The organism is Chryseolinea sp. T2 (assembly GCF_037203685.1).
Taxonomy (GTDB): domain Bacteria; phylum Bacteroidota; class Bacteroidia; order Cytophagales; family Cyclobacteriaceae; genus Chryseolinea.
In genome coordinates this window covers 323696-349673 of sequence record NZ_JBBCAU010000005.1, presented here as the reverse complement: position 1 = coordinate 349673, position 25978 = coordinate 323696, and the positions used below count along the sequence as shown (strand labels likewise).

Annotated in this window: 21 protein-coding genes; 12 read left to right on the top strand and 9 right to left on the bottom strand. The window is 46.3% G+C overall.

Annotated elements, in window-relative coordinates; all coding sequences use genetic code 11:
• Positions 1-104 precede the first annotated feature (104 nt).
• The 3 genes from WBG78_RS18205 to WBG78_RS18195 all read left to right on the top strand — a co-directional run bounded on the left by WBG78_RS18205 (position 105) and on the right by WBG78_RS18195 (position 4467).
• The gene (locus WBG78_RS18205; protein ID WP_337327892.1) at positions 105-1982 is read left to right on the top strand and encodes an ABC-F family ATP-binding cassette domain-containing protein; all 1878 of its coding nucleotides are present in this window, start codon (positions 105-107) and stop codon (positions 1980-1982) included.
• Between the two features lie 171 nt (positions 1983-2153).
• A complete protein-coding gene (locus WBG78_RS18200) occupies positions 2154-3857 on the top strand; it encodes a GMC family oxidoreductase (protein ID WP_337327891.1) in 1704 nt (567 codons plus the stop codon).
• 22 nt (positions 3858-3879) lie between these two features.
• Complete coding sequence (locus WBG78_RS18195) at positions 3880-4467, top strand: gluconate 2-dehydrogenase subunit 3 family protein (RefSeq protein ID WP_337327890.1); 588 nt, start codon at positions 3880-3882, stop codon at positions 4465-4467.
• Positions 4468-4857: 390 nt separating this feature from the next.
• Here the strand turns inward: WBG78_RS18195 and WBG78_RS18190 are convergent, their stop codons facing one another.
• The 3 genes from WBG78_RS18190 to WBG78_RS18180 form a co-directional block, all read right to left on the bottom strand.
• Positions 4858-5466: a hypothetical protein gene (locus WBG78_RS18190; RefSeq protein WP_337327889.1), complete on the bottom strand. Its 609-nt coding sequence runs from the start codon at positions 5464-5466 to the stop codon at positions 4858-4860.
• A 28-nt stretch (positions 5467-5494) separates the two neighbouring features.
• Positions 5495-7363, bottom strand: coding sequence for a gamma-glutamyltransferase family protein (locus WBG78_RS18185; RefSeq protein ID WP_337327888.1), 1869 nt, complete (start codon positions 7361-7363; stop codon positions 5495-5497).
• Positions 7364-7543: 180 nt separating this feature from the next.
• A complete protein-coding gene (locus WBG78_RS18180; protein WP_337327887.1) occupies positions 7544-8251 on the bottom strand; it encodes a dioxygenase family protein in 708 nt (235 codons plus the stop codon).
• Between the two features lie 175 nt (positions 8252-8426).
• Between WBG78_RS18180 and WBG78_RS18175 the strand changes: the two genes are divergently transcribed.
• Both WBG78_RS18175 and WBG78_RS18170 read left to right on the top strand, forming a co-directional pair.
• Positions 8427-8882 carry a DUF4251 domain-containing protein gene (locus tag WBG78_RS18175; protein WP_337327886.1) on the top strand — a complete coding sequence of 152 codons (456 nt, stop codon included), beginning with the start codon at positions 8427-8429 and terminating at the stop codon, positions 8880-8882.
• A 362-nt stretch (positions 8883-9244) separates the two neighbouring features.
• A complete protein-coding gene (locus WBG78_RS18170; RefSeq protein WP_337327885.1) occupies positions 9245-10249 on the top strand; it encodes a glycosyltransferase family 2 protein in 1005 nt (334 codons plus the stop codon).
• Between the two features lie 15 nt (positions 10250-10264).
• Here WBG78_RS18170 and WBG78_RS18165 read toward each other — a convergent pair whose 3' ends face one another.
• The 3 genes from WBG78_RS18165 to WBG78_RS18155 all read right to left on the bottom strand — a co-directional run bounded on the left by WBG78_RS18165 (position 10265) and on the right by WBG78_RS18155 (position 14791).
• Positions 10265-12766, bottom strand: a complete 2502-nt coding sequence (locus WBG78_RS18165) for a zinc-dependent metalloprotease (protein WP_337327884.1) — start codon at positions 12764-12766, stop codon at positions 10265-10267.
• A gap of 350 nt (positions 12767-13116) precedes the next feature.
• On the bottom strand, positions 13117-14157 hold the full coding sequence (locus WBG78_RS18160; protein ID WP_337327883.1) for a lactonase family protein: 1041 nt from the start codon (positions 14155-14157) through the stop codon (positions 13117-13119).
• A 226-nt stretch (positions 14158-14383) separates the two neighbouring features.
• Positions 14384-14791, bottom strand: a complete 408-nt coding sequence (locus tag WBG78_RS18155; RefSeq protein WP_337327882.1) for a hypothetical protein — start codon at positions 14789-14791, stop codon at positions 14384-14386.
• A gap of 494 nt (positions 14792-15285) precedes the next feature.
• Here WBG78_RS18155 and WBG78_RS18150 point away from each other — a divergent pair, with 494 nt between their 5' ends.
• The 7 genes from WBG78_RS18150 to WBG78_RS18120 all read left to right on the top strand — a co-directional run bounded on the left by WBG78_RS18150 (position 15286) and on the right by WBG78_RS18120 (position 22220).
• Entirely contained in the window at positions 15286-16050 is a 765-nt protein-coding gene (locus tag WBG78_RS18150) for a 3-keto-disaccharide hydrolase (protein ID WP_443092789.1), read from the top strand.
• 48 nt (positions 16051-16098) lie between these two features.
• Positions 16099-17046, top strand: a complete 948-nt coding sequence (locus WBG78_RS18145) for an acetyl-CoA carboxylase carboxyltransferase subunit alpha (RefSeq protein ID WP_337327881.1) — start codon at positions 16099-16101, stop codon at positions 17044-17046.
• A 40-nt stretch (positions 17047-17086) separates the two neighbouring features.
• Positions 17087-17920, top strand: coding sequence for an MBL fold metallo-hydrolase (locus tag WBG78_RS18140; RefSeq protein ID WP_337327880.1), 834 nt, complete (start codon positions 17087-17089; stop codon positions 17918-17920).
• A 9-nt stretch (positions 17921-17929) separates the two neighbouring features.
• Complete coding sequence (locus tag WBG78_RS18135; RefSeq protein WP_337327879.1) at positions 17930-18694, top strand: patatin-like phospholipase family protein; 765 nt, start codon at positions 17930-17932, stop codon at positions 18692-18694.
• Positions 18695-18840: 146 nt separating this feature from the next.
• Positions 18841-20832 (top strand): urocanate hydratase, encoded by a 1992-nt coding sequence (locus WBG78_RS18130; RefSeq protein WP_337327878.1) that lies wholly within the window; start codon positions 18841-18843, stop codon positions 20830-20832.
• Between the two features lie 60 nt (positions 20833-20892).
• Positions 20893-21510, top strand: coding sequence for an outer membrane beta-barrel protein (locus WBG78_RS18125; RefSeq protein ID WP_337327877.1), 618 nt, complete (start codon positions 20893-20895; stop codon positions 21508-21510).
• A gap of 89 nt (positions 21511-21599) precedes the next feature.
• Entirely contained in the window at positions 21600-22220 is a 621-nt protein-coding gene (locus tag WBG78_RS18120; RefSeq protein WP_337327876.1) for a porin family protein, read from the top strand.
• Positions 22221-22333: 113 nt separating this feature from the next.
• Here WBG78_RS18120 and tyrS read toward each other — a convergent pair whose 3' ends face one another.
• From tyrS to WBG78_RS18105, 3 genes are all read right to left on the bottom strand, one after another.
• Entirely contained in the window at positions 22334-23614 is a 1281-nt protein-coding gene (tyrS, locus tag WBG78_RS18115; protein WP_337327875.1) for a tyrosine--tRNA ligase, read from the bottom strand.
• A 174-nt stretch (positions 23615-23788) separates the two neighbouring features.
• Positions 23789-24415 (bottom strand): carbonic anhydrase, encoded by a 627-nt coding sequence (locus WBG78_RS18110; protein WP_337327874.1) that lies wholly within the window; start codon positions 24413-24415, stop codon positions 23789-23791.
• On the bottom strand, positions 24412-25974 hold the full coding sequence (locus WBG78_RS18105; protein WP_337327873.1) for a SulP family inorganic anion transporter: 1563 nt from the start codon (positions 25972-25974) through the stop codon (positions 24412-24414). The genes WBG78_RS18110 and WBG78_RS18105 overlap by 4 nt, the downstream gene beginning before the upstream one ends.
• Positions 25975-25978: the final 4 nt, after the last annotated feature.

Below are 25978 nucleotides of genomic sequence, written 5' to 3'. Positions count from 1 at the left end.
ACTGAAAAGTGGGGACATTATTAATCTCCCATAGCAGTGATTGGTAACCGGGCTTGTAGCTTGAAATTCATAAGCCTATTTTTGCGGGCCAAAACCAAAATATTTTGAATTACTTATCTGCGGAACTGATTTCGAAAACCTACAACGACCGGTGGCTTTTCAAAGACATATCTATTGGTATATCTCAGGGAGAGAAATATGCACTTGTGGGCAGCAATGGCGTTGGCAAGTCGACATTGTTGAGAATACTTACCGGTGAGATCGAGCCTGATTCCGGGCAAGTCAGTCGCAAGCTCGGGATTCGCGTCGCCTATCTTACTCAGCAACCTCGTGTTGATGGAGAGCGGCTGGTAAAGGATGTGTTGTTCAGCAACGATAATGAAATCGCTCGCGTGGTACGAGAGTATGAAGCTTGCCTTCAGAACCCGAACGTCGACCCCGATCACATGCAAAAGGTGTTGGAGAAGATGGAGGAACTCAATGCATGGGATTATGAGAACAAGGTTCACGAGGTCATTGAAAAACTTGGCGTACCTGGCTTGGAAAAGAAGTTCGGTGAGCTCTCCGGTGGCCAGCGCAAGCGAATTTTCCTTGCACAGCTTCTGCTTCAGGATGCTGATCTTATCATCCTCGATGAACCTACTAACCACTTAGACCTCCAGGCAATTGAGTGGCTGGAGAATTATTTGCGCGGTACGCAAATCACTTTGATCATGGTCACCCACGATCGATATTTTCTTGACAATGTTGTTACAGAAATCTTCGAGATCGACAGAGGACAGCTCTTTAGATACAAAGGTAACTATGCTTACTTCCTCGAGAAGAAAGCTGCTCGTGAAGAGTTGTTAAAGATTGAAGTGACTAAGGCGCGCAACCTCTTGAAGAAAGAGTTGGAATGGATGCGCAGGCAACCCAAAGCGCGTGGCACCAAGGCAAAGTACCGCGTTGAGGCATATTACGAGTTGGAGAAGAAGGCCTCCCAGGATCTGAAGAAGGACAAGCTTGAACTTGACATTAAGGAGGCTCGTCAGGGCGGAAAGATACTTGAGGTGGAGCACCTGAAGAAGAAGTATGGATCGCTGCCAATCGTAAATGACTTCTCTTATGTTTTTAAAAAGCAGGATAGGATTGGCGTAGTTGGTAAGAACGGCATTGGAAAATCTACCTTCCTTGACATGCTTGTTGGAAAGGAGAAACCGGATTCCGGAGAAATAACACCAGGTGTTACGACAAAATTCGGATACTTCACTCAGGAATCGATCTCGCTAAATCCTGCCAATCGGCTCATCGAAGAGGTGAAGCAGATTGCCGAGTTCATTACACTTTCCGATGGATCCCAGATTTCGGCATCTAAGTTTCTGGATAATTTTCTATTCCCGCCCGAAAAGCAGTACACGTTTATTGAAAAGCTCAGCGGCGGGGAAAAGAAACGACTGCAACTGCTAAAGTTACTGGTCACGAATCCCAACTTTCTGATCCTCGATGAACCAACAAACGACTTTGATATTGACACGCTGAATGTACTTGAAGATTTCCTCGACAAGTTTACGGGATGTCTGATGCTTGTATCGCACGATCGATATTTTATGGATCACCTCGTGAACCAGTTGTTTGTGTTTGAAGGCGACGGAACGATTCGTCTTTTCAATGGAAACTATACAGACTACCGCGACTGGTTAAGCGAGCAGGAGGAGGTTGATACAAAGGATGTTATGCCAACCGTTGTAAAGACTGAAGTTGTTCCTGCAGCAGATCAGTCCTCCGGCAAACGCAAGATGACTTACAAGGAGAAACTTGAGTTTGAAAAGTTACAGGGTGAAATTGATACTCTTGAGGCCAGCAAAGAGAGCCTGACTAAAAATATGAATACGGCTACTGATCACGTGCAATTGACGCAATGGGCGCAGGAGGTCGAACGGATCGCGCAATTGATCGATGAAAAGACAGCGCGATGGATAACGTTGTCAGAGTTGGAAGGGTAGTAGCGCAGCAGGTTCCTATTCTTCCATTTGAGCCATTTCCAATCGCCGCAATAACTGGTTTCGGCCGTATTTAAAATCCTTCTAAACACAGTAATTAATTTTTCGTATCATTCCTGCCGCTATTCAAAATCGATTGAATAGCTTATTTTTAGCAAATTTTATTCTCTAAACATGAACCTTAATATCGACGCTGAAAAGAAAAACACCTTCGATGCAATTGTGGTGGGCACAGGCATCAGTGGTGGTTGGGCAGCAAAGGAATTGACGGAAAAAGGACTGAAGACCCTGGTGTTGGAGCGAGGCAGGATGGTGAAGCATCCCGACTATCCAACTGCAACCAAGGATCCATGGGATTTTCCAAATGCTGGTCGTCCAACTCAAGAGGATCTGAAACAACAAGGCAAGCAGGCGAGGACAGGTTATACTGTACAGCAGGGACACAAGCATTGGTTTGTTAACGATCTTGAAAACCCATACAGTGAAGTCAAGCGATTTGACTGGATGCGTGGATATCACGTCGGCGGGCGTTCGATTACATGGGGACGTCAAAGTTACAGGCTCAGTGATCACGACTTTGAAGCCAATGCAAAAGACGGAATAGGCGTCGACTGGCCAGTCCGTTATAAGGAGATTGCTCCCTGGTATGATTATGTTGAACAATACATCGGAGTTAGCGGTCAGACGGAGAACTACGCCATGCTTCCCGATGGAAAGTTCCTTCCTCCAATGGAGTTGAATTGTGTTGAGCAGGATTTAAAGAAAGCAGTTAAAGATAAGTTTAGCCGGCTGCTCACTATTGGTAGAACGGCCCATGCTACGGCGCCGCTGCCACACAGTCCTCAGCGTGGAACTTGTCAATTCAGAAACTTGTGTATGCGGGGATGTCCCTATGGAGGATACTTCAGCAGCGTTTCATCTACGCTTCCTGCTGCGGAGAAGACGGGTAATATGACGCTCCGTCCCAACTCTATCGCATACGAGCTTATATATGATGAACAAAAGGGTAAGGCTACTGGTATCAAGGTTCTTGATGCAGAGACGGGAGAACAACTCGAGTTCTACGCTCGCGTGATCTTCCTCTGCGCGTCAACATTTGGCTCTACTTTCATCATGATGAACTCGATCTCAAAACGATTCCCCAACGGGTTTGGCAATGATAGCGGGGAGCTGGGTCACAACATCATGGACCATCATCTAAGCGTGGGTGCTAATGCCGACGTTGAAGGTTTTGAAGACAAGTACTATAGCGGACGTCGTGCAAATGGTTTCTACATTCCACGTTATCGTAATGTGGGAAGCGATAAGCGCGATTACTTGCGAGGATTCGGTTATCAGGGTGGCGCCAGTCGCCAAGGATGGGGATCAATGGTTGCCGAGCTTAACATCGGTGCTTCGTTGAAAGATGCAGTGACGAAGCCCGGCAAGTGGACAATAGGCATGGGTGGATTCGGAGAGATCCTTCCTTATCACGAGAACTTTGTTGTCATCAACAAGGATCTGAAGGATAAACACGGTCTGCCTACTTTGACGTTTGACGCAGTGTTACGTGACAACGAATTCAAAATGCGCAAGGATATGGCTAGCGATGCAGCAGAAATGCTGGAAGCGGCTGGCTATAAGAACGTAACGACATTTGACCGTGAGATTGGCGTTGGTCTTGGAATTCACGAAATGGGTACTGCGCGTATGGGTAAGGATCCAAAGACTTCTGTATTGAACAAGTTCAACCAGGTGCATGCCTGCAAAAACGTGTTTGTTACAGATGGATCATTTATGGCATCTGCAGCTTGCCACAACCCTTCACTCGGTTACATGGCATTTACTGCCCGTGCAGCTGATCATGCTGTGAACGAATTGAAAAAGAATAACATCTAAGTATCCGCAAAGATCAACACATATGGATCGCAGAGAAGCACTAAGACGTACCGCACTGATCATGGGAGGGGCCATTTCGGCACCTGTACTCGTAGGGATCATGAAGGGCTGCAAGGCAAAGCCCACACTCGAGGGCTGGAAGCCAACATTTCTTTCTGAAGATCAGGGCCTGCTCATCAGCCAGGTTTCGGAAATCATCATTCCTAAAACTGATACTCCTGGTGCCAAAGAAGCTGGAGTACCAGGTTTCATTGACCAGATGCTCAAGGAAGTTTACAAAAAGGAGGATCAGGACAAGTTTCTCAATGGCTTGAAGGCTTTCAGCGATGAGGCTGCTAAGAAATATGGTGACCCATTCACTGAGCTTGATGCCGCCAAGCAATTGGAGTTTGTGACCGAAAAGCACGACGCTGCTGTGAAGGAACAGAAGGAAACAAAGCCTGCGCCTGAAAGACCGTTCATTCTCAATATGAAGGAGCTCACGATGCTGGGATTCTTTACGTCACAGCCAGGCGCAACACAGGTGCTTCAATACGAGGCAGTGCCCGGTGCTTACAAAGGTTGTTTACCGCTGTCTGAGGCTGGCAATGGCAAGACATGGGCAACGTAAGATTTGAAATATTTGAAAATTGAAATAGACGGGCCTTTTGGGGCCCGTTTTTTTGTGTATTATTCATTGACGCTATCTCCATCCGTGGCTTCCCGGCTTTTTCAGAACTAGCGTATTAACCATCCTTTCACAGTCCATTCATACAGAAATCATAGATCTCCATACGGACATCATAATGATCTAATACAGATACGTCCTGGGTGCATCTTGGATATATATTGGATACATATTGGATACATATTGGATATGAGTTGGATATATACCGGATAGCCGACTCCCGATTTGTAGACAATTGTTCCGCAGGTAATGAATGTCAGGCAGCATTAGCGTTGACAAAAAAAGGCTCCGTTCCGGAGCCTCCTAAATTCTTGAATTTCAACCTCGCAACTCTTAATTCTTCGCCGGCGGCGTGATCATGATATGCGCCCGGTGTGTCCCGGGATCCATAATCCACGGCATGCCCGGTGCTTCCGGTTTTAATGGAAGTCCCGTACTTTCCGCAGTTGCGTACGGGATGTATATCACATACCGAAGATTGCCGCCTTTTACATCGCCGGTGGCAGCGTTAAAGTCTTCAGCTGGAGCCGAAAAAACGAACAGCGTTGAGGGCTGTTTGGGCATCAAAAGCTTTCCGGACTTAACTTCGGCCTCGCGGGCATCGAAGATCTCCTGAAATGACTTGCCAGCCTTCTTCAGGTCTCGTCCGCGCTGCATGAATGGTTCAAGGTCTTTGTGATAACAGGACACGTTGAGACCAGCCTGGGCCGGATCATCGGCTAGGCAAACCATGTCATTCGTGCCCGTCCTAAGCACAACAAATTCGCCCTTGTCACTGTAGCCGTACACCTTGGCTTCGGATCGTTTTGCCTCTGGTGCAGCTAAAACTGCGGCTTTGATCTGCGCTTCTTTTGATGGGTATGTTGTTGATTGAGCTAATGCTGCCTCTGCCAGCAGCAACGAAGCGCATAGTGCTGCCGTTGTGATGTCGCTTATTTTCATGGTGGTTCTTTTTATTACTGATGAATTCTTACCAACCGATACCATAATCCTCACCGTGATTGCTCGATCCGCCCCAAAAGCTTCCGTGCTGCCAGTCAAAGTAAATCGCGTTGATCGGGCCGGACGTTCGATCATCAAACGACAATTTATAACCCATATTGAACAACTCTTTTCTCACCCATTCCGGCGTGGAAGATTGTAACAATATTCCGCCAGGCACTGGCTTCCTGTCTTCGCCTCCAAGAGAGGAATACATTTGATAGGTGTTAATGTTTGCAGCTTCAGTTGCCTCCTGTACCGTCATTCCAAATTCTACCACATTTAAGAAGAATTGAAGAAGATTCTGATCCTGTGTGTCACCGCCCTGAACTGCAAACGCAAGATATGGTTTGCCGTCTTTAAGAGCCAGCGTGGGTGTTAGGGTTACTCGAGGTTGCTTTCCGGGAGCAACTACATTGAACGGATTCAACTTTGGATCAGTCACGAAGCTTTGCATACGCTGACTCATACCCACACCTGTCTTGCCTGCAATGCATGCAGGGAGCCAACCTCCACTTGGAGTAATAGAAACGACCCATCCTTCTTTGTCGGCCGCTTCAACCGAAGTGGTTCCCAGTCTGAACTGATGAAGATAGGCTTCCTCCGTGAGCGGGAGCGTACCGGGCTTCAGCAATGAAGCGTGCCCCCATTGTTTCAGGTACTCCATGTAAGGATTCACTTTACCTTCGTAAGGATAGGGATCTCCAGGGCCAACGCCAGGATCATTCCGATCAGGATTGATAGATTTCACCCGTTCCTTCGCGTATTCTTTTGATAGTAAGCCCTTCATGGGTTCTTCAGGTGCAGCGGCAGGGTCACCATAGTAGAAATCTCGATCAGCAAAGCTAAGATTCATCACCTGGTATAATGTATGTATATATCTTGCGCTGTTATAACCCATAGCCTTGAGATCGATGTTCTCAAGCAGGTTGAGTGCCTGGAGCATTACAGGTCCCTGAGTCCATTGTGAGAGTTTATAGACATCAATTCCCTTGTAGTTCACCTTCATGGGCTCTTCAATTTTTACTTTCCACGTAGCCAGGTCGTTGGTGGTGATTAGGCCGCCCTGCTCTTGCGAACCTCGAACGAATTCCTGGGCAATGTCTCCTTTGTAGAAACGATCCATTGCAGCGTATATCGCCTCTTTGCGATTCTTTCCTTTCTTAAGCGCCTGCTGTTCAGTTTCAACCATCTTCTTTAGCGTCTCAAGCAAGTCCTTTTGAACAAAAATTTCTCCTGCCTCAGGTGCTTCACGAGGTGCACCAGAGTGCGGAAGAAATACTGCCTTGGAATAGGGCCACTGTTTTATTCTGTCCTTTCCACGTTCCATTGCGTTGGCCGTTTGTGCTTCAATAGGATAACCTTCTGCAAGTGTCATTGCCGGCGTCAGGACTTCTTTAAGACTAAGAGTTCCGTACTCTGCCAGCATCGTGCAGAGACCACCTGGCGTGCCCGGGGTTACCGCTGCCAGCGGGCCATACTCGGGAGGATAATTCATTCCCTTGCCCTTAAAAAATTCAGGAGTTGCGCCGGTGGGGGCTACACCAAGAGCGTTGATTCCAATGACTTTACCAGTCTTAGGATTATAAATAAGGGCTTGTGTTTCACCGCCCCAGCTAAGTACGTCCCACATGGTGCAGGTGGCTGCCAGCATCGCGCACGCGGCATCTACGGCATTGCCACCTTTGTTAAATACGGTTGCTCCCGCTGTGGCTGCCAAAGGCTTCCCGGTAATTGCCATCCAGTGACGACCATGAAGTGCCGGCTTTTGTGTTCCACCAGGTCTAGCATTGAAGGATTGAGCGCTGAGTTGACCGAACAGCAAACAGGCTATGGCAAGTAAGGTAGAGGAGCGCATGGGACGACAGTGTTTATTGATAAATATACGGCTGCCGTCTCTTTAAACACACACCGCTAGTAAAAATGCAAATAGCCTTGTTCAAGTGTTGCAACGCGTATTGTCATGGCTGAAATCACATTGGTTGACGGGGTCCGGTGTTCGATGTTGGCAGTGATAAGCACAATTTTTACTCAAGCATCATGCTGCTACAACTATGCGATGCGACAGCTCGAAACCATCAGTGACAGATCCTGTGACAGTTGACATTTCCTGATCGAGAGAATCAGCAAAGATATTGTCACTAATGTTAGAAGTGTCCTGTTTGCCCTTAGTATAAAACTGATCGGCTGATGTATAAACGGTATCACAAGTCGACGTGGGGAAAGCAATCTGGGTAACCAAAAGTGATTTTCCGTTTGCATCGTATATGTGCACGTGGATGTGCGGTGCCCTTCCCGAATACCAGCCTGGAAATATGGTTGTAAACCCCACTTGCCCATCGGCATTAGTGGTTTGCCTGCCCCGAAGAAAATGTGAAGAAGTGAAATTAGCCTGCTGCATTCCAGTGCCACCATATTCTGAGTAGTAACCATCCTTGTCGCAATGCCATACATCGACAACGGCACCGCTCAATGGTTCGCAACCATTATTCGAGTTTTGTACAGTTATCTTTACACTCATCGCAATTCCTGAACGATCGGAGGTTATATTTTCCATGATGAGAGTTGATGGACTCTTGGTAGGAAATGGTCCCGCTGTTTCCGAAGGGGTAACCGTGCAGGATTCATCTGAGTTGTCGGTGTCAGATACCGGTGAAGGATCGTTACTTTCATCCTTGCATCCCATAAGTACAGGGGTAACCAAAGTTGACCATCCGAGGCTTTTCAGAAATTGTTTTCGTTCCATGGGTTCTTAATTATTGTGTTCAGTAATCACCGTACTAACGCATATGTAGAAATAACCTTGCAATTTTTCCTGCCGTTTGCGGCAAGGCCAGCTAATGTGTAGCTTAAGCGTGATTTTTCGGATTCTAAATATTGGTCGTTCATCAATATTCGGTTACACTCCAACTGACACCTATATGAAGTTAACACTCATAGCAATGCTGTTTATAATAATTGTAGGAACTGACTTACAAGCGCAGGACAGTGTTGATCAATCAGTTAAGGATAAACGATTCACCATTAATGTTGAATCTATGAGTCCACGCCGTGGAGGTTTCAGGAGGTTGACAACGCTGTACACGTTTACAGTTACTCCCGATACAGTAGTTACTGACCTGCCATACGCCGGCCGTGCTTATCAGGCACCGATGGGAACAGACGATGCCGGTATCAAATTCCTGTCACGCGATTTCGAATATCAGTCAAAACCCGGAAAGAAGGGTGCATGGGAGATTCAACTAAAGCTTAAGGATACAAGGAACTATCCAGTTATAAATATTACCCTTCAGCCCAGTGGTTCAGCATCGATCAGAATTACTCCGGTTGACAAAGACTATATTTCGTATATGGGTACCGTGGTAATGAAGAAATGATATCAGGCACCTGCCCTCGCATTCTCCTTGCGTATAGCCACTGAGTGATTTCGCTCCCATCTGGGTTGTCCCTGGGTGTGGTCAAGAGTTACTATGTGTAGAAAAATTTACACGCCTGGTTTTGCTCATCTAAATTCTGCAATCGATCGAGGAATTTATTGAGATTTGGACAGAAAAAAGTTTCGTGTCTTCGGAGTAGTCGAAAAGAACTTCGCAACTAACTTCTGCCTATCCCGTTAGCTCCGGTTAAGTAAAGTATTTGCCTCAAAAACACGGTCTTTTGCTCATAAAAGCAGATTTTCGCGGCTTGATTTTTGAAAACGACTGCTAGTTTCTAACTGAGCACCGAAAAAGCCCACGACATGGTCAGTATTGTCCTAGTAACCTACAACCGCGCAAAGAGACTTAAGCTATCAATCGACGATATTTTGAAACAGACTTTTCAGGATTTCGAGTTGATTATATGCGACGATTGTTCCCCTGATAACACCGAATCCGTTTGCCGCGACTTTGAATTACGGGACAGTCGCATTAAATACTATCGTCATGCTGAAAACAAACAAATGCCGGAGAATCTGAACTTCGGAATTCAGCAGGCACAATTTGAATATGTAGCAATCTTGCATGATGGCGACAGGTTTCGAAAGGATCTGATTGAGCAATGGTACAATGCCATGGTCAACAACGAAAACGTCGCCATGGTTTTTAATGCTCTCGGCGATTCAGACAGCGAGGATCAAATCTTTAATGTCCGCCAGGAGTTTCCAGAAGGCATAGTTAAGAGGGAACAACTATTGGCCGAATATTTCCGTCGTAGCGCTTTTGATTCTCCTGTGTACGGCGAGGCCATGGTTAGAAAGTCTCTGGTTGAGAAGTATGGTTACCTGAAGCCCGAATACAGCTTCTATGCAGACGTGGATTTTTGGATGGACCAATTGCATTCATATGATGCGTATTATTGCGCCGATACTTTAATCAAAACCCCCGTAAAGAGTTTTCAGCCCTGGGAATTTGAAGATGATATCGTGAGGTTCAATGTCATGCTTTTTGACATGGGTTGGACGCATAGAAAGAAAGAGTTCGCCGGACAGCCGGTGAAGCTTTTACGTGAATTAACGTTGTATCAGCTTTTTAAGGTCAAACACTTTGTTTATATCCTTCTCCTTGTAACTAAAAATTTCCCGCGTGAATACTTTATGAATTGCCGTAAGTCATTTGGAAGACACTATTCATTCTTTCTGATCTGGGCAGTTTTTTATGTTTTCCATCCTTTGCTTAAGCCAGTGCTGCAAACTGTAACACAACGGCGCGCTCCAACAGAGGCTGACAAAGCACAGGCAGCAAAATCAAACTTCGAATTTTCGTAGTAGAGTACTCCAGGCTCAGTCCGGTATCTTGCTTGCGGCAGGAAGCTTCTCCAGGATGTAGCGCAAGTGATACACGGTCATTGCATCCTTTGTCTTAGGAAGTGCCTTTTCAATGCGTGCCCTGATCTCAAGTAATTTGTTTCTCGTCACTGGGCCAATGTCGCGATTGTCCCATCCCGACTTAGGATTACCTAGCTCCATTAAGCGTTCCACATAAAAACGCTGAAGATAGCGGCGATATATGTTTATAGTAGTGTGGTCAGCGAGTTCTGTCCACATCATATTGTCCAGTTCATCCATGTATTCCACAAGTCTGTAGGCCTTTATTCCATACATAGCTTCAGCCTCAGAGAGCCGGCTCAGCTTACTATTGCTTAGGATGACGTTGATGACCATCCGTTGCGCATCGTTTACAATCTGCTCAGCCGACTGCCCGGTTCGAGACAGAACTGCTGTATCAAGTAACCACTTTGGAGTCTGAAAGACGTGTCGGTTTAAAAAGCCCAACGCATCCCGCTGAAGGTTTGCCGGAACGGGTGAGAACACCGGGCCGATCTGCTCGGCAGACTTGGTAGTCTCATAAGTACCTGCTATGTATGTTGCAACATGTCCGAGGTAATAGTGAAATTGTGTAATCACCCCCGAGTAAACCTGACGAAGATTCTTATAACCCTCATTTGGTTCGTATGTCCACTGTACAAGTTGTGGCACAATTCGCTGGAGATTCTTAATTCCGTACTCGCTTGCCTTCATTGCGTTGTCTCCGAGATCTTCTGTTTGGATCCTCGGATCTTCACTGGAGAACTCTGAGCCAAACCAATTCCTGCGATCTTTGGATTTCTCCATTATCCATCCATTCAGAAATGGAATTTCATTATCAGGCAAAGTAATCTCAGGAAGCAATCGATATCCGTACTGAATGGCCCAGAGATCATAGTCGCCAATTCTTGAGATCAGGCCTTTTTCAGAGATACTGTCTTCGGGTTGTGCCACATAGTTAAAGCGCGAATAATCCATTATCGATGGTGTATGGCCGTGTTCTTCCACCCATTTTTTATCGCGAAGCTTATCTACCGGTACGCTCGAACTGCTTCCGAAATTGTGAGTCAGGCCTAACGAATGTCCAACTTCGTGTGCACATACTGAACGGATGAGTTCACCCATCAGCGCGTCATCAAATTTCATCTTCCGTGCTCTTGGATCAGTTGTTCCGCACTGGATCATATACCAGTCATGAAGTGTTGACATAAGGTTATGATACCAGTTGATGTGGCTCTCCAAAATCTCACCACTTCTGGGGTCAGTGATAATTGGTCCTGCCGCATTTGCAATTGACGATGGCTTATAGACGATCGCTGAGTGTTGAGCGTCCTGCAGTGACCAATTGGGGTTGGCTGAAGCACTGGGAGCTTCCTTGGCAATAATTGCATTCTTGAACCCTGCCTTTTCAAAGGCCACCTGCCAGTCCATTACACCCTGCATAAGATACGGCACCCATTTTTTAGGAGTCGTCGGATCGATATAATATATAATAGGCTTCTGAGGTTCTACCAGTTCGCCGGCTTTATAACGTTCGACGTCTTCAGGCTTAGGTTCAAGTCTCCAGCGCTTGATGTAGTTAACAACTTTTACACCTTGAGGATTGGCGTCATAGCTTGTATATCGTTCCGTGAAATAACCCACTCGCCGGTCTGAAAACCGTTTTCTCATCGGCACTTTTGGAAGCAATACAAGCGACGTGTTTAGTTCAATAGTAAATGTATTGTCTGACGAGGTTTGCGAATAAGTCTTGATCGTGCGCACCTCGAGGTTCATTGGAAAAGCGCTGATGTCTTTGATGTAACTCATGTTGGACTCAAGACTTCCAACCTGCATCGACTTTCTGGTCGTGGTGTTAAAAAAGAGAATGTCATTATCGCCATTAACATAGTCCGTAACATCAATCACACTTCCCTTGCCGCTGAGTGAATAGGCGCCAATGCCAAATGCAGCTACAAGAGGTTGTAAGTTTGATCGTACGACCGAATTATACATGGAATTAGTGCTGTCGCCCGGCTGTTCTTCAAACGTGATGCGACGAAGGAACAATTTGTGATCAGGACCTTTTTCAAATCTGATAATGGTATTACCAACCTGATCACCTGCATATCCTGAATACCCAGGACGAATACCTGCTGCACCCTGGGCAATCCTTGTCACAATTAAAATGTCTCGTTCTAAAAGACTGTCCGGAATCTCGAAATAATACTTGTCGCCGACCTTGTGAACAGTAAAAATGCCGTTGCGTGTTATGGCTCCCGGCTTGATAAGCTTGTTATAAGTACCTGGTGCGGAAAGCTGCATGTTTCCGGCGGGTACAGAGGCAGGCGTTTCGAGTATGCCCGTATCAATAGGTGCAATCAGCGGTTCAACGGCGATGGGAGGCACAGTTGGAGCCTCCTTTAACGTATCAGCCTTTTGTGAATAGGCATTGTTGATAATCGCGGTGATCAGCAGTACATATAATACAAACCTCATTTGTTGACGGCCATTTTTAATACAACAAAAAATACGTTGGATATCAACGCTGAAATCCAATCACTCCGTATGAATCGTTCAGACGTTTCTTACACTGCTTTCGGACGTCAGGTTGGTCCTGCCAATACCCATCTAAACAAAAGAGTCAACAGATGGGGTGGTGTTGTCCGATGCGGTAACGAACTGCTCTGCAGAGAGAAAATCACTCGTCGGATCGTTGAGTTTGACTCCGAATTTAATACTTAACAGTAATTCCAGGCAACACGTTTTGTGCCCGGCATTGTATTCTGCGAAAATTGGACGAAAAAGTAGTTTGGTCTGAGGGAAACTGTGGAATTAATGCTACATTTTTACTCAGGACTGAACAATAGGCAAACAGGAGAGCCCACAGAATATTTCTTACCGGTAGGATGGAGCAGCCCTGTTTTTTGGTCCCGAGAAAATACGACGATCTCGTCGCTGTTTTGATTAGCGACCAAAAGAAACTTTCCAGACGGGTCAATTGCGAAGTTTCTGGGAGTCTTTCCTTCTGTAGAAACTCGACCAGCATATTTCATAAGGCCGGTATAATCAATAGAAAGAACCACGATCTCGTTAAGGTCTCCTCGAAGAGAGGCATAGAGGAACTTGCCATCGGGCGAGAGATGGATATCTGCTGCGTCTATTTTTCCACTGAAACCTGATTGAGGAAGTGATAGTGATTGCCGGGATGTTAGTTTCCCTTCAGAGTAAGTATATGCCGTAACTACACCTGTCATCTCCTGAATCAGGAACGCATTTTTTCCAGAAGCGTCGAAGGTGAAATGCCTTGGTCCATTGCCGGGTTCAACGGTTGCAAAAGTGCCGCTTGTAAGAGGTTGAGATGCCCCATAGTCAACGCGATAGATGTTTACCTTATCTGTGCCAAGGTCAGGAACGAAAAGAAACTTATCATCTTTCGACAACACTGCTGCATGTACATGCGGTTTTTCCTGATTACTCTTAACACCTTTGCCTTCGTGTTGGATCGTCTGTGATTGGGTATCCAAAGAGCCGTCCGGCTTTAACCGAATGGCTGTGATACTTCCGCCACCATAATTTCCTACAAAGACAAACCGTCCACGGTTGTCGGTTGAAATATAGCAAGGTCCATTTCCACCAGAAGATGCCGTGTTAACAGGCGTGAGCACACCGCTGCGGCTGTCAAAGCCAAAAGCACTTACGTTTCCTTCTGAGGTTTCGTTTACTGCATAGACGTGTTTACGATCTTTGCTAATTGTCAGAAACGATGGGTTATTGACTCCTGTGACTTTCGACTTCTCAGTCAATTCGCCAGTAGAACTATCAAAACTGTAGACATAAATACCCTCGCTTTTACCCGGCTTGGTATATGTTCCGACTAGTAGATTCATTGATTTTGATTTCTGTTGCGCCATGGTAGTACAGGCAACGAAAATGGATAGAAGAATGGAGAGGTGCTTCATTAGCAAAGCGCGGTTGGTCGAGGGGATGAATTACCTCATCGAAACGCGAATTATCAAACCATTCTTCAAATAAAGATCTGAGACTGGCAGGACATAACGCAGAAAGGCCACCGTAGGGTGGCCTTTTTAGCTTATTTAATAGCGGCGTGAATAGTTAGTTTTGAGCTTCCCGCTTAGAGACGCGATCTGTTTTTGCTGACGGCAAGAACTGTGGATCTACAGATAATGCAATAGCGGAAAGAGCGTCCAGCTCAATAAGCAGGCTGGATATCGCATTGGCTTCTTTAGCAGATCCGGCTCCTGTAACGATATAGCCAAGTGTTTGACCTTCATCACCATAGACAGGGCGATATTGCAGGTTAGGGTGTTCTACAAAAGCATCGTGAAGTGAAGTACCTAAAGTATTTATTGAACGTTCCAGTTCAAGATATGCGGATACAGAATTAATAGAGACATCATGACCGGCCAGCACTGCAGATGCCGCAGGTACCTGGGCCTTCACAGTCAACGACGCACCAAACAAACACACGGCGATCAGGCTTTTGTACATTACAGCTTTCATAGTCTTTGTGGTTTTATCCATTTTTCATCCTCGAATCGAAAACACGTGCCAGCTGTGGCATTCCGCCTAAAAAATGGTGTCCGGGGACTTTCGTCTTTCGCCCTTTGTGGACATTTTGCCGCACCGGTAGACTTTCCGCTACCAGCTTTCAACAGCATCAGCTGACGATAACATAACAAATATAGCCGTTGAACTGCATGAGGTGGATGACCAATGTCATCATTGTCGGAGATTTTTGCACACGTTGCCGGGAAGTGCCCAATTTGAACTCTGGTAGTGGTTTACCAGCCTGTTGCGATCTAAAAATTCCCAAATCGGATCGCTGCAATCCCAAAAAAATCATTGACTTGCAAACTCAAATGCGTGCGTTTTGCATAGCTTCGCTCATTGTGCTGACGGCTGCGAGAATCAAAACCAAGGCCTAAGAGCTCGGTTAGAAAGCTATCGAAAGATTCCAGCCGGTAGAAGTTGCACACCTTGTTTAACACGACTAAATGAATCAGCACATCATTCTGGGAGGCTATCGCCACTTATCAGTTATTTTTATCGTCTTGATGGCCTGTACAACACGTAATCCCGGCTCGACGGGGGAGACCCAAGAACCTATAGGGGTTGACCTTTTTGATGGTAGGTCCTTGTCTGGATGGCACGTGGATGTTCCTGAGATGGACAGTAATGCTTCTGCTGTCAATCCATTCATAATCCGTGATGGCCTGCTTGTAAGCCTTGGCACACCTCAGGGACATGTTATTACGGATAAAACGTATTCCAACTACATTCTTGATATAGAGTATCGCTTCGCCGGAACTCCTGGCAACTGTGGCGCGCTGGTTCATGCCTCAACCCCTCGTGCTCTGTATAAAATGTTTCCTAAATCAATCGAGGTGCAGATGATGCACGAGAATGCCGGAGACTTCTGGTGTATCGTCGAAGATATAGTGGTGCCGGACATGGAGAAGCGTCGCGGGCTCAAGGAGAACTGGGGCATAACAGAAGGTAAAGAGCGACGTGTTCAGAATCTAACTGAAGGCTCCGAAAAGCCATTGGGAGATTGGAACGTGATGAGAATCGTGTGCTGGGGAGACAGCATTCAGGTGACGCTAAATAATGACCTTGTAAACTTCGGATACGACTGTACAGCGAAAAGTGGCCAAATAGCCCTTCAGGCCGAGGGATCTGAAGTGGAATTCCGGAAGGTACACCTCACACCAATCAGTGAATGGCCGGCATTGCCACAAGGTTCCAAACCGACACATTGATTACCGATTGTTCCTAATCCTTATAACTTTGCCGTCAAAACCAACCATATGCTATTGGACTTTGAAAAACCTATCGCAGAGCTGGAGGCGAAACTTGTTGATATGAATCAGTTGGCCAGCGATAGTGACAAGGAGGTACAGGCTGCCGTTAAGGCGCTTGAAAAGAAAATCCTGGATCTCAAGAAAGAGACTTTTGAGAATCTCACGGGATGGCAGCGTGTGCAGTTGTCACGTCATCCTGATCGTCCTTACACACTTGATTATATATACGAGATTACGACCGATTTTATTGAGATACACGGCGACAGAACAGTGGGCGACGACAAGGCAATGATCGGGGGATTCGGTACTATAGAAGGCCAGACATTTATGCTGATTGGTCAGCAAAAGGGAAGAAATACCAAACAGCGTCAGTTAAGAAACTTTGGAATGGCTAATCCGGAAGGATACCGGAAGGCTCTTCGTCTGATGAAGATAGCGGAGAAATTCAACAAACCGATCGTTACGTTCATTGATACACCAGGTGCCTTTCCGGGACTGGAAGCGGAAGAGCGAGGGCAAGGTGAAGCCATTGCGCGAAACATCAAGGAGATGTTTATGCTGAAAGTGCCTGTGATATGTATCATCATTGGAGAAGGTGCTTCCGGCGGCGCATTGGGAATTGCCATTGGCGACCGAGTGCTCATGCTGGAGAACACCTGGTATTCAGTGATTAGTCCGGAGTCATGTTCATCGATCTTGTGGCGAAGCTGGGACTACAAGGAGCAGGCAGCAGAAGTGTTAAAACTTACCGCGAAAGATATGCTTGCTAACAAGCTCATAGACGGAATTATCAAGGAGCCTCTCGGCGGCGCTCATGTCGACGTTAAGTGGATGTCGCAGGAAGTTAAGAAGGCGATCCTCGCTCACGCTGCAGAGCTGCAGAAAGTCAAAGCAGAAAAACGTATCGATCAACGAATTGAAAAATTCGGCGCCATGGGGGTTGTTAACGAATAGCCCTGGCGTTGTTTATCAAAAAAACAATTTTCCAACTTAAGTGAATCTCCACGTCATTGATACCGGCTTTTTCAAGCTTGATGGTGGTGCCATGTTTGGCGTAGTTCCAAAATCCATTTGGGAAACAACGAATCCAGCTGACGAGCGTAATCTCTGCAACTGGGCGATGAGATGTCTGTTGGTGGAGTGCGGTGACAAGCTTATTCTGATAGATAACGGGATCGGGGATAAGCAGGATTCAAAATTCCTTCGACACTACTTTCTCAGCGGAGATGCAAGTCTGAAATCATCGTTGAATGGTGCAGGCTTTAGCACAAATGATGTGACGGACATGTTCCTAACACATTTGCATTTTGATCATTGTGGGGGTGGAGTCGAAAGAAAGGGCGATGGATTTGAGCTGACGTTTCCAAACGCTCAATACTGGTCAAATGCTGACCATTGGGCTTGGGCAACAAAACCCAATCCTCGCGAGCGGGCGAGTTTCCTGACAGAGAACATTCTGCCGATGCAGGATAGCGGCCATCTTCAATTTCTTTTAAATGATTCCAGACCTTTCGAGGATATTGATTTTCTTTTCGTATCGGGACATACAGAGAAGATGATGATTCCCAGGGTAAGATATAAGGGGAGGACCATTTGTTTTATGGCTGATTTACTTCCATCTGTAGGGCACATCCCGCTTCCATACGTAATGGCCTACGACACCAGGCCATTGTTAACGATGGAGGAGAAGGCCTCGTTTCTGAAGGAAGCTGCGGATAATGAATATGTCCTGTTTCTCGAGCACGATCCCCATAACGAATGTTGCACCGTTAAGCATACGGAGAAGGGCATCCGTCTCGACCGTACGTTCAAGCTCAGTGAAATTTAGTAACATACTGTGAGGATTGGACTAGCTCTATCGGGTGGAGGTGCAAGAGGTATCGCGCATCTCGGGATGTTGCGTGCACTAGAAGAGCACCAGGTGAAGTTTGCATGCATTTCCGGAACCAGTGTTGGTGCAATACTCGGAGCCATGTATGCGCAAGGCATGCGGCCGGCGGAAATAATGGATGCCATTATACAAACAAGAATTTTCAGGAACCTGCGTCCGGCCTGGACTTTGCGCGGATTGCTCAGCATGGAAAGTATTCATTCATTGCTGATGCAGTTCGTACCTCACAATACATTTGAAGGGCTTAAGCTACCCCTTACAATTGCTGCTACAGATCTCGAGAAAGGTAAGCCATATTACTTTCGTAGTGGTCCACTGATCCCGGCCCTGATGGCTTCCAGCTGTGTTCCGGGAATGTTTAGCCCTGTTGTGCTTAATGGAACCTCGTATGTTGATGGCGGCGTAACGGACAACTTCCCTGTACGTGCAATTCGAAAAGACTGCGAATATATTGTGGGCCTGCATTGTAATCCCGTGATACAGGCAAATCCTGCGCGCAATTTTAAGAATGTTTTGGAACGCACGTTGCTGCTTGCAATTAATTGCAATGCTGAGAGAAGTAAGGTTGATTGTGATTTGATAGTTGAGCCTTTAGAGTTGGGTGCCTTCAGCACTTTTGAAGTCACAAGGGCAAGAGAACTGGAAGAGATAGGCTACGCGTATACAAAAGCATTTCTCACCCACGAAAGAGTTTCCGTGCTGCGATCATAAATTCAAAGAGGAGAACCGTCCTGTTTGTTTACCTCTGCAATTCGCTAACTTTCCAAATATCACGGACGTCGAACTGACTTAATAGATAAATGCGCAGGCCGGCTAAAGTCGCGTGAGCAGCAAAATATTTCAGCCATCATCTAACTATGGACAATCACGACTTTCGCCAGCAAATTCTTGCGGGTATTCCAGTGGATTTGCCTGCGGTGCAACCATATGATACAAGTATGAGTCATGCTCCCAGAAGGAAGAATATATTGAGCGAAGTAGAGAGAAAGCTGGCCCTCCGAAATGCACTTCGCTATTTTCATCCTAAGCATCATCCCGTCTTGATTGCCGAATTCACAAAGGAGTTGCATGACTTTGGAAGGATATACATGCATCGGTTTCGTCCTCGCTATCCGATGTTTGCAAGGCCATTGGACGAGTATCCGCATCAATCACAGCAGGCGGCTGCGGTTATGTTGATGATTCAGAATAATCTTGATCCGGCACTCGCTCAACACCCTCACGAGCTCATAACATATGGCGGCAATGGAGCGGTGTTTCAGAACTGGGCGCAATATCTCCTTACAATGCAGTATCTGGCGATGATGACAGATGAGCAGACATTACATATGTATTCAGGTCATCCCATGGGATTGTTCCCCTCATCTAAAGATGCGCCACGGGTTGTTGTTACCAACGGGATGATGATTCCTAACTATTCGACTCAGGATGACTGGGAAAGGTTCAACGCACTGGGAGTAAGTCAATACGGGCAAATGACCGCCGGATCCTACATGTATATCGGTCCACAGGGAATTGTCCACGGTACTACTATTACAATTCTGAACGCAGGGCGGAAGATAGCAGGAGTGGAGGGACTTAAAGGAAAATTGTTTGTCACTTCGGGCCTCGGAGGCATGAGCGGCGCTCAACCAAAAGCAGGGAATATCGCTGGATGTGTTACCGTCGTTGCGGAAGTTAATGATCTTGCAACGAGAAAACGACATTCACAAGGATGGGTTGATGAGGTTGTTACGGATATGTCAAAATTGATTTTGCGTGTGCGGGAAGCAATTGTGAACAACGAAGTAGTTTCGATTGCGTATACAGGTAACGTTGTTGAGGTTTGGGAATCGTTTTATGACGCCGGTATAAAAGTAGACCTTGGCTCTGATCAGACGTCCCTTCACAATCCGTGGGGAGGAGGCTATTATCCAGTTGGAATTTCATTCGACGACGCTCAGCGGATGATGTCAAATGACCCTGGGCAATTCCGCGTGCGTGTACAGGAGTCGTTGCGGCGACATGCTGCGGCTATTAACCGGCATACGGATAGAGGCACCTATTTTTTCGACTACGGAAATGCATTTCTTCTTGAGGCCAGCAGGGCAGGAGCTGATATTTTGGCTTCGGATGGTGAAAGCTTCAGATATCCGTCTTACGTGCAGGATATTATGGGCCCTCTATGCTTTGACTTCGGATTGGGTCCTTTTAGGTGGGTTTGTACATCCGGAAAAACATCTGATCTGGAAGAGACTGACAGAATTGCATCGGAAGTGTTAAAGGAAATACTGACAACCGCTCCAGCACAAATTAAGGCCCAGCTGCAGGACAACCTTGATTGGATAATTCAGGCACGAAATAATCAACTAGTCGTCGGATCACAGGCTAGGATTCTCTACGCTGACGCCAAGGGAAGAATTAAAATTGCTCTGGCCTTCAATGACGCTATCCGATCAGGTAGGATTTCACCTGTTGTGCTGGGACGAGATCATCACGATGTTTCGGGCACTGATAGCCCATATCGGGAAACGTCCAATATATATGACGGCTCGCGTTTTACTGCTGATATGGCAATCCACAATGTAATTGGTGATGGCTTTCGTGGGGCCACATGGGTATCGATTCACAATGGCGGCGGTGTGGGTTGGGGAGAGGTAATCAACGGAGGATTCGGTATGTTACTGGATGGCTCTGCGGACGCCGACAGAAGGCTTCAAAGTATGCTTTACTTTGACGTCAACAACGGCATTGCCAGGCGCGCCTGGGCGCGTAATGAGAATGCATTGTGGACAGTCAAAGAGGAGCTTTCCGCAAACGATAAACTAAGGGTAACAATCCCTTTTACAGTCGACGACGCATTGTTGTAAACGCGCCCGGCAATCAAGTTTGGTGACCGTTGAGTAACTATTAACCAAACTAATATAAGCGTGAAGAATTTAGTGAAGATTGCCACAGTTTGCATGATGGTATGCAGTTCGATTTCAGTTTCTATGGCGCAGACCTCGGCGGGTACTTTTGCCCTTGGAGGAAATGTTACATATACGGGCACACATGATCAGGGATCGGGAGCAGGGGACCCGCAGCGATCGACCAATTTTACATTTATGCCCTCCCTTGGATACTTTGTTACTGATGGTTTATTAGTGGGCGGAGAACTTGTCGTGGCCGTGCTTAAAGACGAATACAATGGTAACAATGAGTACCGGCAAAACGTATTTGGAGTGGGACCCTTTCTACGATATTATCGGTTTACAAAGAACAGTCAGTTTGCGTTTGTCGGAGATTTTGGTGTTAATTATGGTGCGGCAAAATCAAGATATAACGATAACGATCCTTCAAAATCGAGCAGGTTTAACCTCTATATCACACCTGGTTTCACCTGGTTCCCGACCAGCCACTGGGGAATAGATCTTAAAGTAAACCTTTTCACGTACACATCATATGATCCAGACAAGGACGGTGATGATGATAAAGAAAGTACTATCACTTTTGGATTAAACACGTTTTCGCCATCGCTTGGTGTGCGGTATCATTTCGGCAAATAGGGCATACTTGTTTGTGTTTTCCAACGTTATTTTGGAATGAAATTTGAATTGGTGCCAACCACGGAACCAATATTAACGTAAGAAACCATATGAAGAAATCAACCTTATTTGTGGCCCTGTCTTTTGCACTGCTAACGTCTGGAGCGATGGCTCAGGAAATAGCTATTGGTATCAAGGCAGGTCCTAATTTTGCGAAGCTGGATGCTAACTCGTCAATTGCTGCAAACTATTCTAATCGCACCGGTTGGCATGGAGGTGCGTTTGTTTTGTTCAGAGGAGAACGTGTTGGCTTTCAGCCAGAAATAATCTTTTCACAACAGGGTACAAAGTTCAACTATAGTGGCTCTCCCGATGTAAAAAGCAATTTCAATTACGTAAACGTCCCACTGATTTTCAAACTCTATACTATTGCAGGACTAAACTTGCAAGTTGGCCCTCAAATAGGTTTCCTAACTTCTGCCAAGCTTGAGCAGCCCAATACAACCGAGGATGTTAAGAGTCAGCTCAAGAGTACAGACTTCAGTCTTGGACTTGGTGTGGGATGGGATTTGCCATTTGGCCTCTCCATTGACGCAAGGTATAACCTGGGTCTCAGCGACAACAGCGATGGTTTAACCACCGCAAGCGGAGCCAAAGTAACAGACATTAAGAATCAGGTTTTTCAGGTGTCTGCCGGGTTTAAGCTCTTTAAATTTGGTAATACGAAATAAACGACTGGACCACACGATACCTGCATTATTATCAGTCTAAGTATTTACTACACACAGATGCGGCTGGCCATTATGGTCAGCCGCATCGCTTTGGAACCTGCCGCATTGCGGCCTTATTCCACAACGATGAGGTAATATTTCGTTTTACCTTTTTGTGCTATCAGGTATTTGTTACGCAACAGGCTGTATTCTGGCTTTGCATTGCCATCTGATATCTTTGTTTTGTTAATGCTTACGCCGCCGCCCTGTATCATTTTGCGTGCTTCACCTTTGGAGGGAAATACTAGACCATCCGTTGTAACTGACAAAAGATCGATTACCGAAGCGCATGATTCCAGTGAGGAGCGGGAAATACGCTTTTGTGGAACACCTTCAAAAGCAGACAACAAGATGGATTCATCGAGGGTCTGCAAATCATCTGCTGTCGAGTTCCCAAAAAGAATAGTCGATGCCTTAACTGCGCCATCGTAATCTTGTCTGGAGTGAACACGTACCGTTATGTCTTCGGCAAGGGCACGCTGCAGTTTCCTCTCATGTTCAGCTTTCGAATGCTCCGCTATCAGAGCTTCAATTTCCTCTCGTGACCTTTGCGTGAAGATGCGAATGAAATTTGCAGCATCTTCGTCTGAGGTATTCATCCAGTACTGATAGAAGCTGTAAGGTGAAGTGCGCTTCGGATCCAGCCACACGTTTCCGCCTTCTGTCTTTCCGAATTTTGTGCCATCGGCCTTCGTGATTAGCCTGGTTGTCAAAGCAAACGCGTTGCCGTCAGCCTTTCTTCTGATGAGCTCGGTTCCCGTCACAATGTTTCCCCACTGGTCAGAGCCTCCCATCTGAAGTTTGCAGCCTTTGTTCTGATATAGCCAATAAAAGTCGTATCCCTGCACAAGTTGATAAGTGAACTCCGTAAAGGACAGGCCAGACTCCAGCCGCTTTTGAACCGAGTCTTTGGCCATCATATAATTTACCGTGATATGTTTTCCTACGTCGCGAATGAAATCGAGAAATCTAAATTCCTTGAACCAATCGTAGTTGTTCACCATCTCAGCAGCGTTGCTGCCGGAGAAGTCCAAGAACTTTTCTAATTGTCCCCTGACGCACTCAACGTTGTGCTGAAGTATTTCTTCGGACAACAGATTTCGTTCGGCTGATTTGCCCGAAGGATCTCCAACCATTCCAGTCGCACCACCGACTAACGCAAACGGCTTATGGCCAGCTCGCTGAAAATTCAGTAGCGTCATGATTTGCGTTAAATGGCCTATATGGAGCGAATCGGCTGTAGGGTCAAAACCGATATAGCCGGAAGTCGACTCTTTTAACAGTTGCTCCTCCGTGCCGGGCATCAGGTCGTGAAGCATGCCGCGCCAACGCATTTCTTCTACAAAATTCTTCATTTACGTGATCAAGTTGCACGCAAATATAGAAAAGAAGTGAGGATCACATACTCGCGTACAAGGTAGAGTGGGGCGGGCGGCGAAAGATATAAATAGAATGATATTTTCGCGGTCCACTCTGTTGTCGGTGTGGGCTCGGCAACATGAGTGGGCGCGAAAAATACCTTTAAGAGTTCAATGACGTGCCGGTACTTCCTTATGAAAGTCCCGCAATGATACAGCGTCAATTTCCTGAATTTCTCCCCGATTAAGGTCCAGATACCAACCGAGAAGTTGTACGCTACGACCGTTCGCCCAGGCTCGTTGGATAACGTCTATTGAACGGACGTTGTCAAGTTGACGGCGTATGTTCAATTCTGTGAGCTTTCGTTCCCTTTGCCGTGGCGATAGTGGTGACATCTCCATTGAATACTGGTCGTGCATCTCATGAATTTCTTCCAGCCAACGCGACGTATAGGCGCCGGTGGCCTTGCCAGAGACAGTATTTCTAACCGCATTGCAGTTGCTGTGACCACAGACAACTATGTTCTGTGCATCACTGCTATCAATAAACGATTCGAGAACTGCCATGAAATTAGCATCATCGGCACGGCATAGCCCGCCATGATTTCTATAAACGACAACCTCGTGTGGCTCTGTGTTTGTTATTTCGGAAACCGAAGCAGCGTTACCAAATGACTCAATCCAGAGAAGTTTTGGTAAATGGTTACCAGAAAGGCTTTTGAAGTAGTCCTTGTCCAGGCTTTCTTTTTGAATCTTCCAGAGTCGGGACTCCAATAATATTCGTTCGCGCATGTTCATGCCTTGAAAATTGGATTTAGAGCTGTCGTCGATTGTTTTAATTCCACCTTTATCTGACGGTTTGATGCGGCATCACAGAAATCTGAGATTGTCTCGGCGATATCCTGATCAATGAATGAAGGACGGGTGCCATCAATAACGACTTTGCTTCCATTCGGAATGTCACGAAGCGTCTGACGCAGGAGGGCCTTGTTCAAGAATGTCACGTCTCCTGTTAGACGTATCAGGTAATTGTCTTTCTCGTTAGCACTGATAATTGAACGTCTGAAATTTGTCTTAAGAACAAACAACAACCCAACCATAATGCCGATGCTAATACCCTTCAGCAGATCCGTTAGAAGAATGGCTATGATAGTTACTGCGAACGGAATGAATTGATCCCATCCCTTTTTATACATTCCCTTAATCAGCGAAGGGCTTGCAAGCTTGAATCCAACAACAAGTAGGATCGCAGCGAGCGATGCCAGAGGTATTAAGTTTAGAAAAGAAGGAATAAAGAAAACGGTCAGAAGCAGTAACACACCGTGGACGATGGACGACGTTTTTGTCCTCGCTCCTGCAGACAAATTGGCTGTACTTCTCACAATGACAGCAGTGACGGGAAGTCCGCCAATAAGACCGCTAATCATGTTTGCCAGTCCCTGCGCTTTAAGTTCACGATTCAATGGTGACGTCCGCTTGAAAGGATCAAGCTTATCGACAGCATCAATACTTAACAGACTTTCAAGGCTTGCAACGATGGCGATTGTAAACGCAACCATCCACGTTTCTGGTCTGGTAACTGCACTGAAGTCAGGAAGCGTGAATTGCCCCAGGAAACTTCCAATGTCATTGGACACAGGAAGTGTAACAAGGTGTTCAGGCTTAATTTCCCAATTGGGAAAACTGGACCTGAAGATTGCATTCAGTCCGAGACCAGACAATACAACAATCAAGGGCGCCGGCAGGAATCCGCTAAATTTTAAGCGCTTCATTATGGGCTTGTCCCACATCACAAGAATGAAGAGCGAAAGCGCACAGATGATCAGAGCGCCAGGATGTATGAAGTCCGTAGCGTGCAGCAATTCACTAAAGGTGTTTTCACCATCGCTTTGAGTGAAGCTTTCATCGCCTTCAAAATCATGATCATATCCGACCGCATGAGGAACCTGCTTGAGTATAAGTATAATACCAATAGCCGCGAGCATCCCTTTGATCACTGCCGATGGAAAGTAGTTGCCAATACTTCCAGCCCGTAGAAATCCGAGCGTGAGTTGTATCATTCCTGCAAGCACAACTGTAACCAGAAATGATTCAAACCCACCCATAGTACCTATCGAAGCCAATACGATTGTAGTCAACCCTGCTGCCGGACCGCTCACACTCAAAGCAGAACCAGTAAATAATCCCACAACAATTCCACCAACCATTCCAGCAATGATGCCGGAAAAAAGTGGTGCCCCGGATGCTAGTGCCACCCCTAGGCAAAGTGGCAAAGCAACCAGGAAAACCACTATACTGGCCGGAAGATCATGGCGGAGATTCTTCAAAGGATTGAATTCTTCGTCCCGTTTTGTCATGGCC

Excerpts from the sequence above, each read along its gene's own strand:
- WBG78_RS18110 (WP_337327874.1), bottom strand. The coding sequence starts at position 24,415 with ATGAACATGCGCGAACGAATATTATTGGAGTCCCGACTCTGGAAGATT.
- WBG78_RS18170 (WP_337327885.1), top strand. The coding sequence starts at position 9,245 with ATGGTCAGTATTGTCCTAGTAACCTACAACCGCGCAAAGAGACTTAAG.
- WBG78_RS18105 (WP_337327873.1), bottom strand. The coding sequence starts at position 25,974 with ATGACAAAACGGGACGAAGAATTCAATCCTTTGAAGAATCTCCGCCAT.
- WBG78_RS18200 (WP_337327891.1), top strand. The coding sequence starts at position 2,154 with ATGAACCTTAATATCGACGCTGAAAAGAAAAACACCTTCGATGCAATT.
- WBG78_RS18155 (WP_337327882.1), bottom strand. The coding sequence starts at position 14,791 with ATGAAAGCTGTAATGTACAAAAGCCTGATCGCCGTGTGTTTGTTTGGT.
- WBG78_RS18160 (WP_337327883.1), bottom strand. The coding sequence starts at position 14,157 with ATGAATCTACTAGTCGGAACATATACCAAGCCGGGTAAAAGCGAGGGT.
- WBG78_RS18150 (WP_443092789.1), top strand. The coding sequence starts at position 15,286 with ATGAATCAGCACATCATTCTGGGAGGCTATCGCCACTTATCAGTTATT.
- WBG78_RS18130 (WP_337327878.1), top strand. The coding sequence starts at position 18,841 with ATGGACAATCACGACTTTCGCCAGCAAATTCTTGCGGGTATTCCAGTG.
- WBG78_RS18180 (WP_337327887.1), bottom strand. The coding sequence starts at position 8,251 with ATGGAACGAAAACAATTTCTGAAAAGCCTCGGATGGTCAACTTTGGTT.
- WBG78_RS18165 (WP_337327884.1), bottom strand. The coding sequence starts at position 12,766 with ATGAGGTTTGTATTATATGTACTGCTGATCACCGCGATTATCAACAAT.
- WBG78_RS18195 (WP_337327890.1), top strand. The coding sequence starts at position 3,880 with ATGGATCGCAGAGAAGCACTAAGACGTACCGCACTGATCATGGGAGGG.
- WBG78_RS18190 (WP_337327889.1), bottom strand. The coding sequence starts at position 5,466 with ATGAAAATAAGCGACATCACAACGGCAGCACTATGCGCTTCGTTGCTG.
- WBG78_RS18175 (WP_337327886.1), top strand. The coding sequence starts at position 8,427 with ATGAAGTTAACACTCATAGCAATGCTGTTTATAATAATTGTAGGAACT.
- tyrS (WP_337327875.1), bottom strand. The coding sequence starts at position 23,614 with ATGAAGAATTTTGTAGAAGAAATGCGTTGGCGCGGCATGCTTCACGAC.
- WBG78_RS18185 (WP_337327888.1), bottom strand. The coding sequence starts at position 7,363 with ATGCGCTCCTCTACCTTACTTGCCATAGCCTGTTTGCTGTTCGGTCAA.
- WBG78_RS18120 (WP_337327876.1), top strand. The coding sequence starts at position 21,600 with ATGAAGAAATCAACCTTATTTGTGGCCCTGTCTTTTGCACTGCTAACG.
- WBG78_RS18145 (WP_337327881.1), top strand. The coding sequence starts at position 16,099 with ATGCTATTGGACTTTGAAAAACCTATCGCAGAGCTGGAGGCGAAACTT.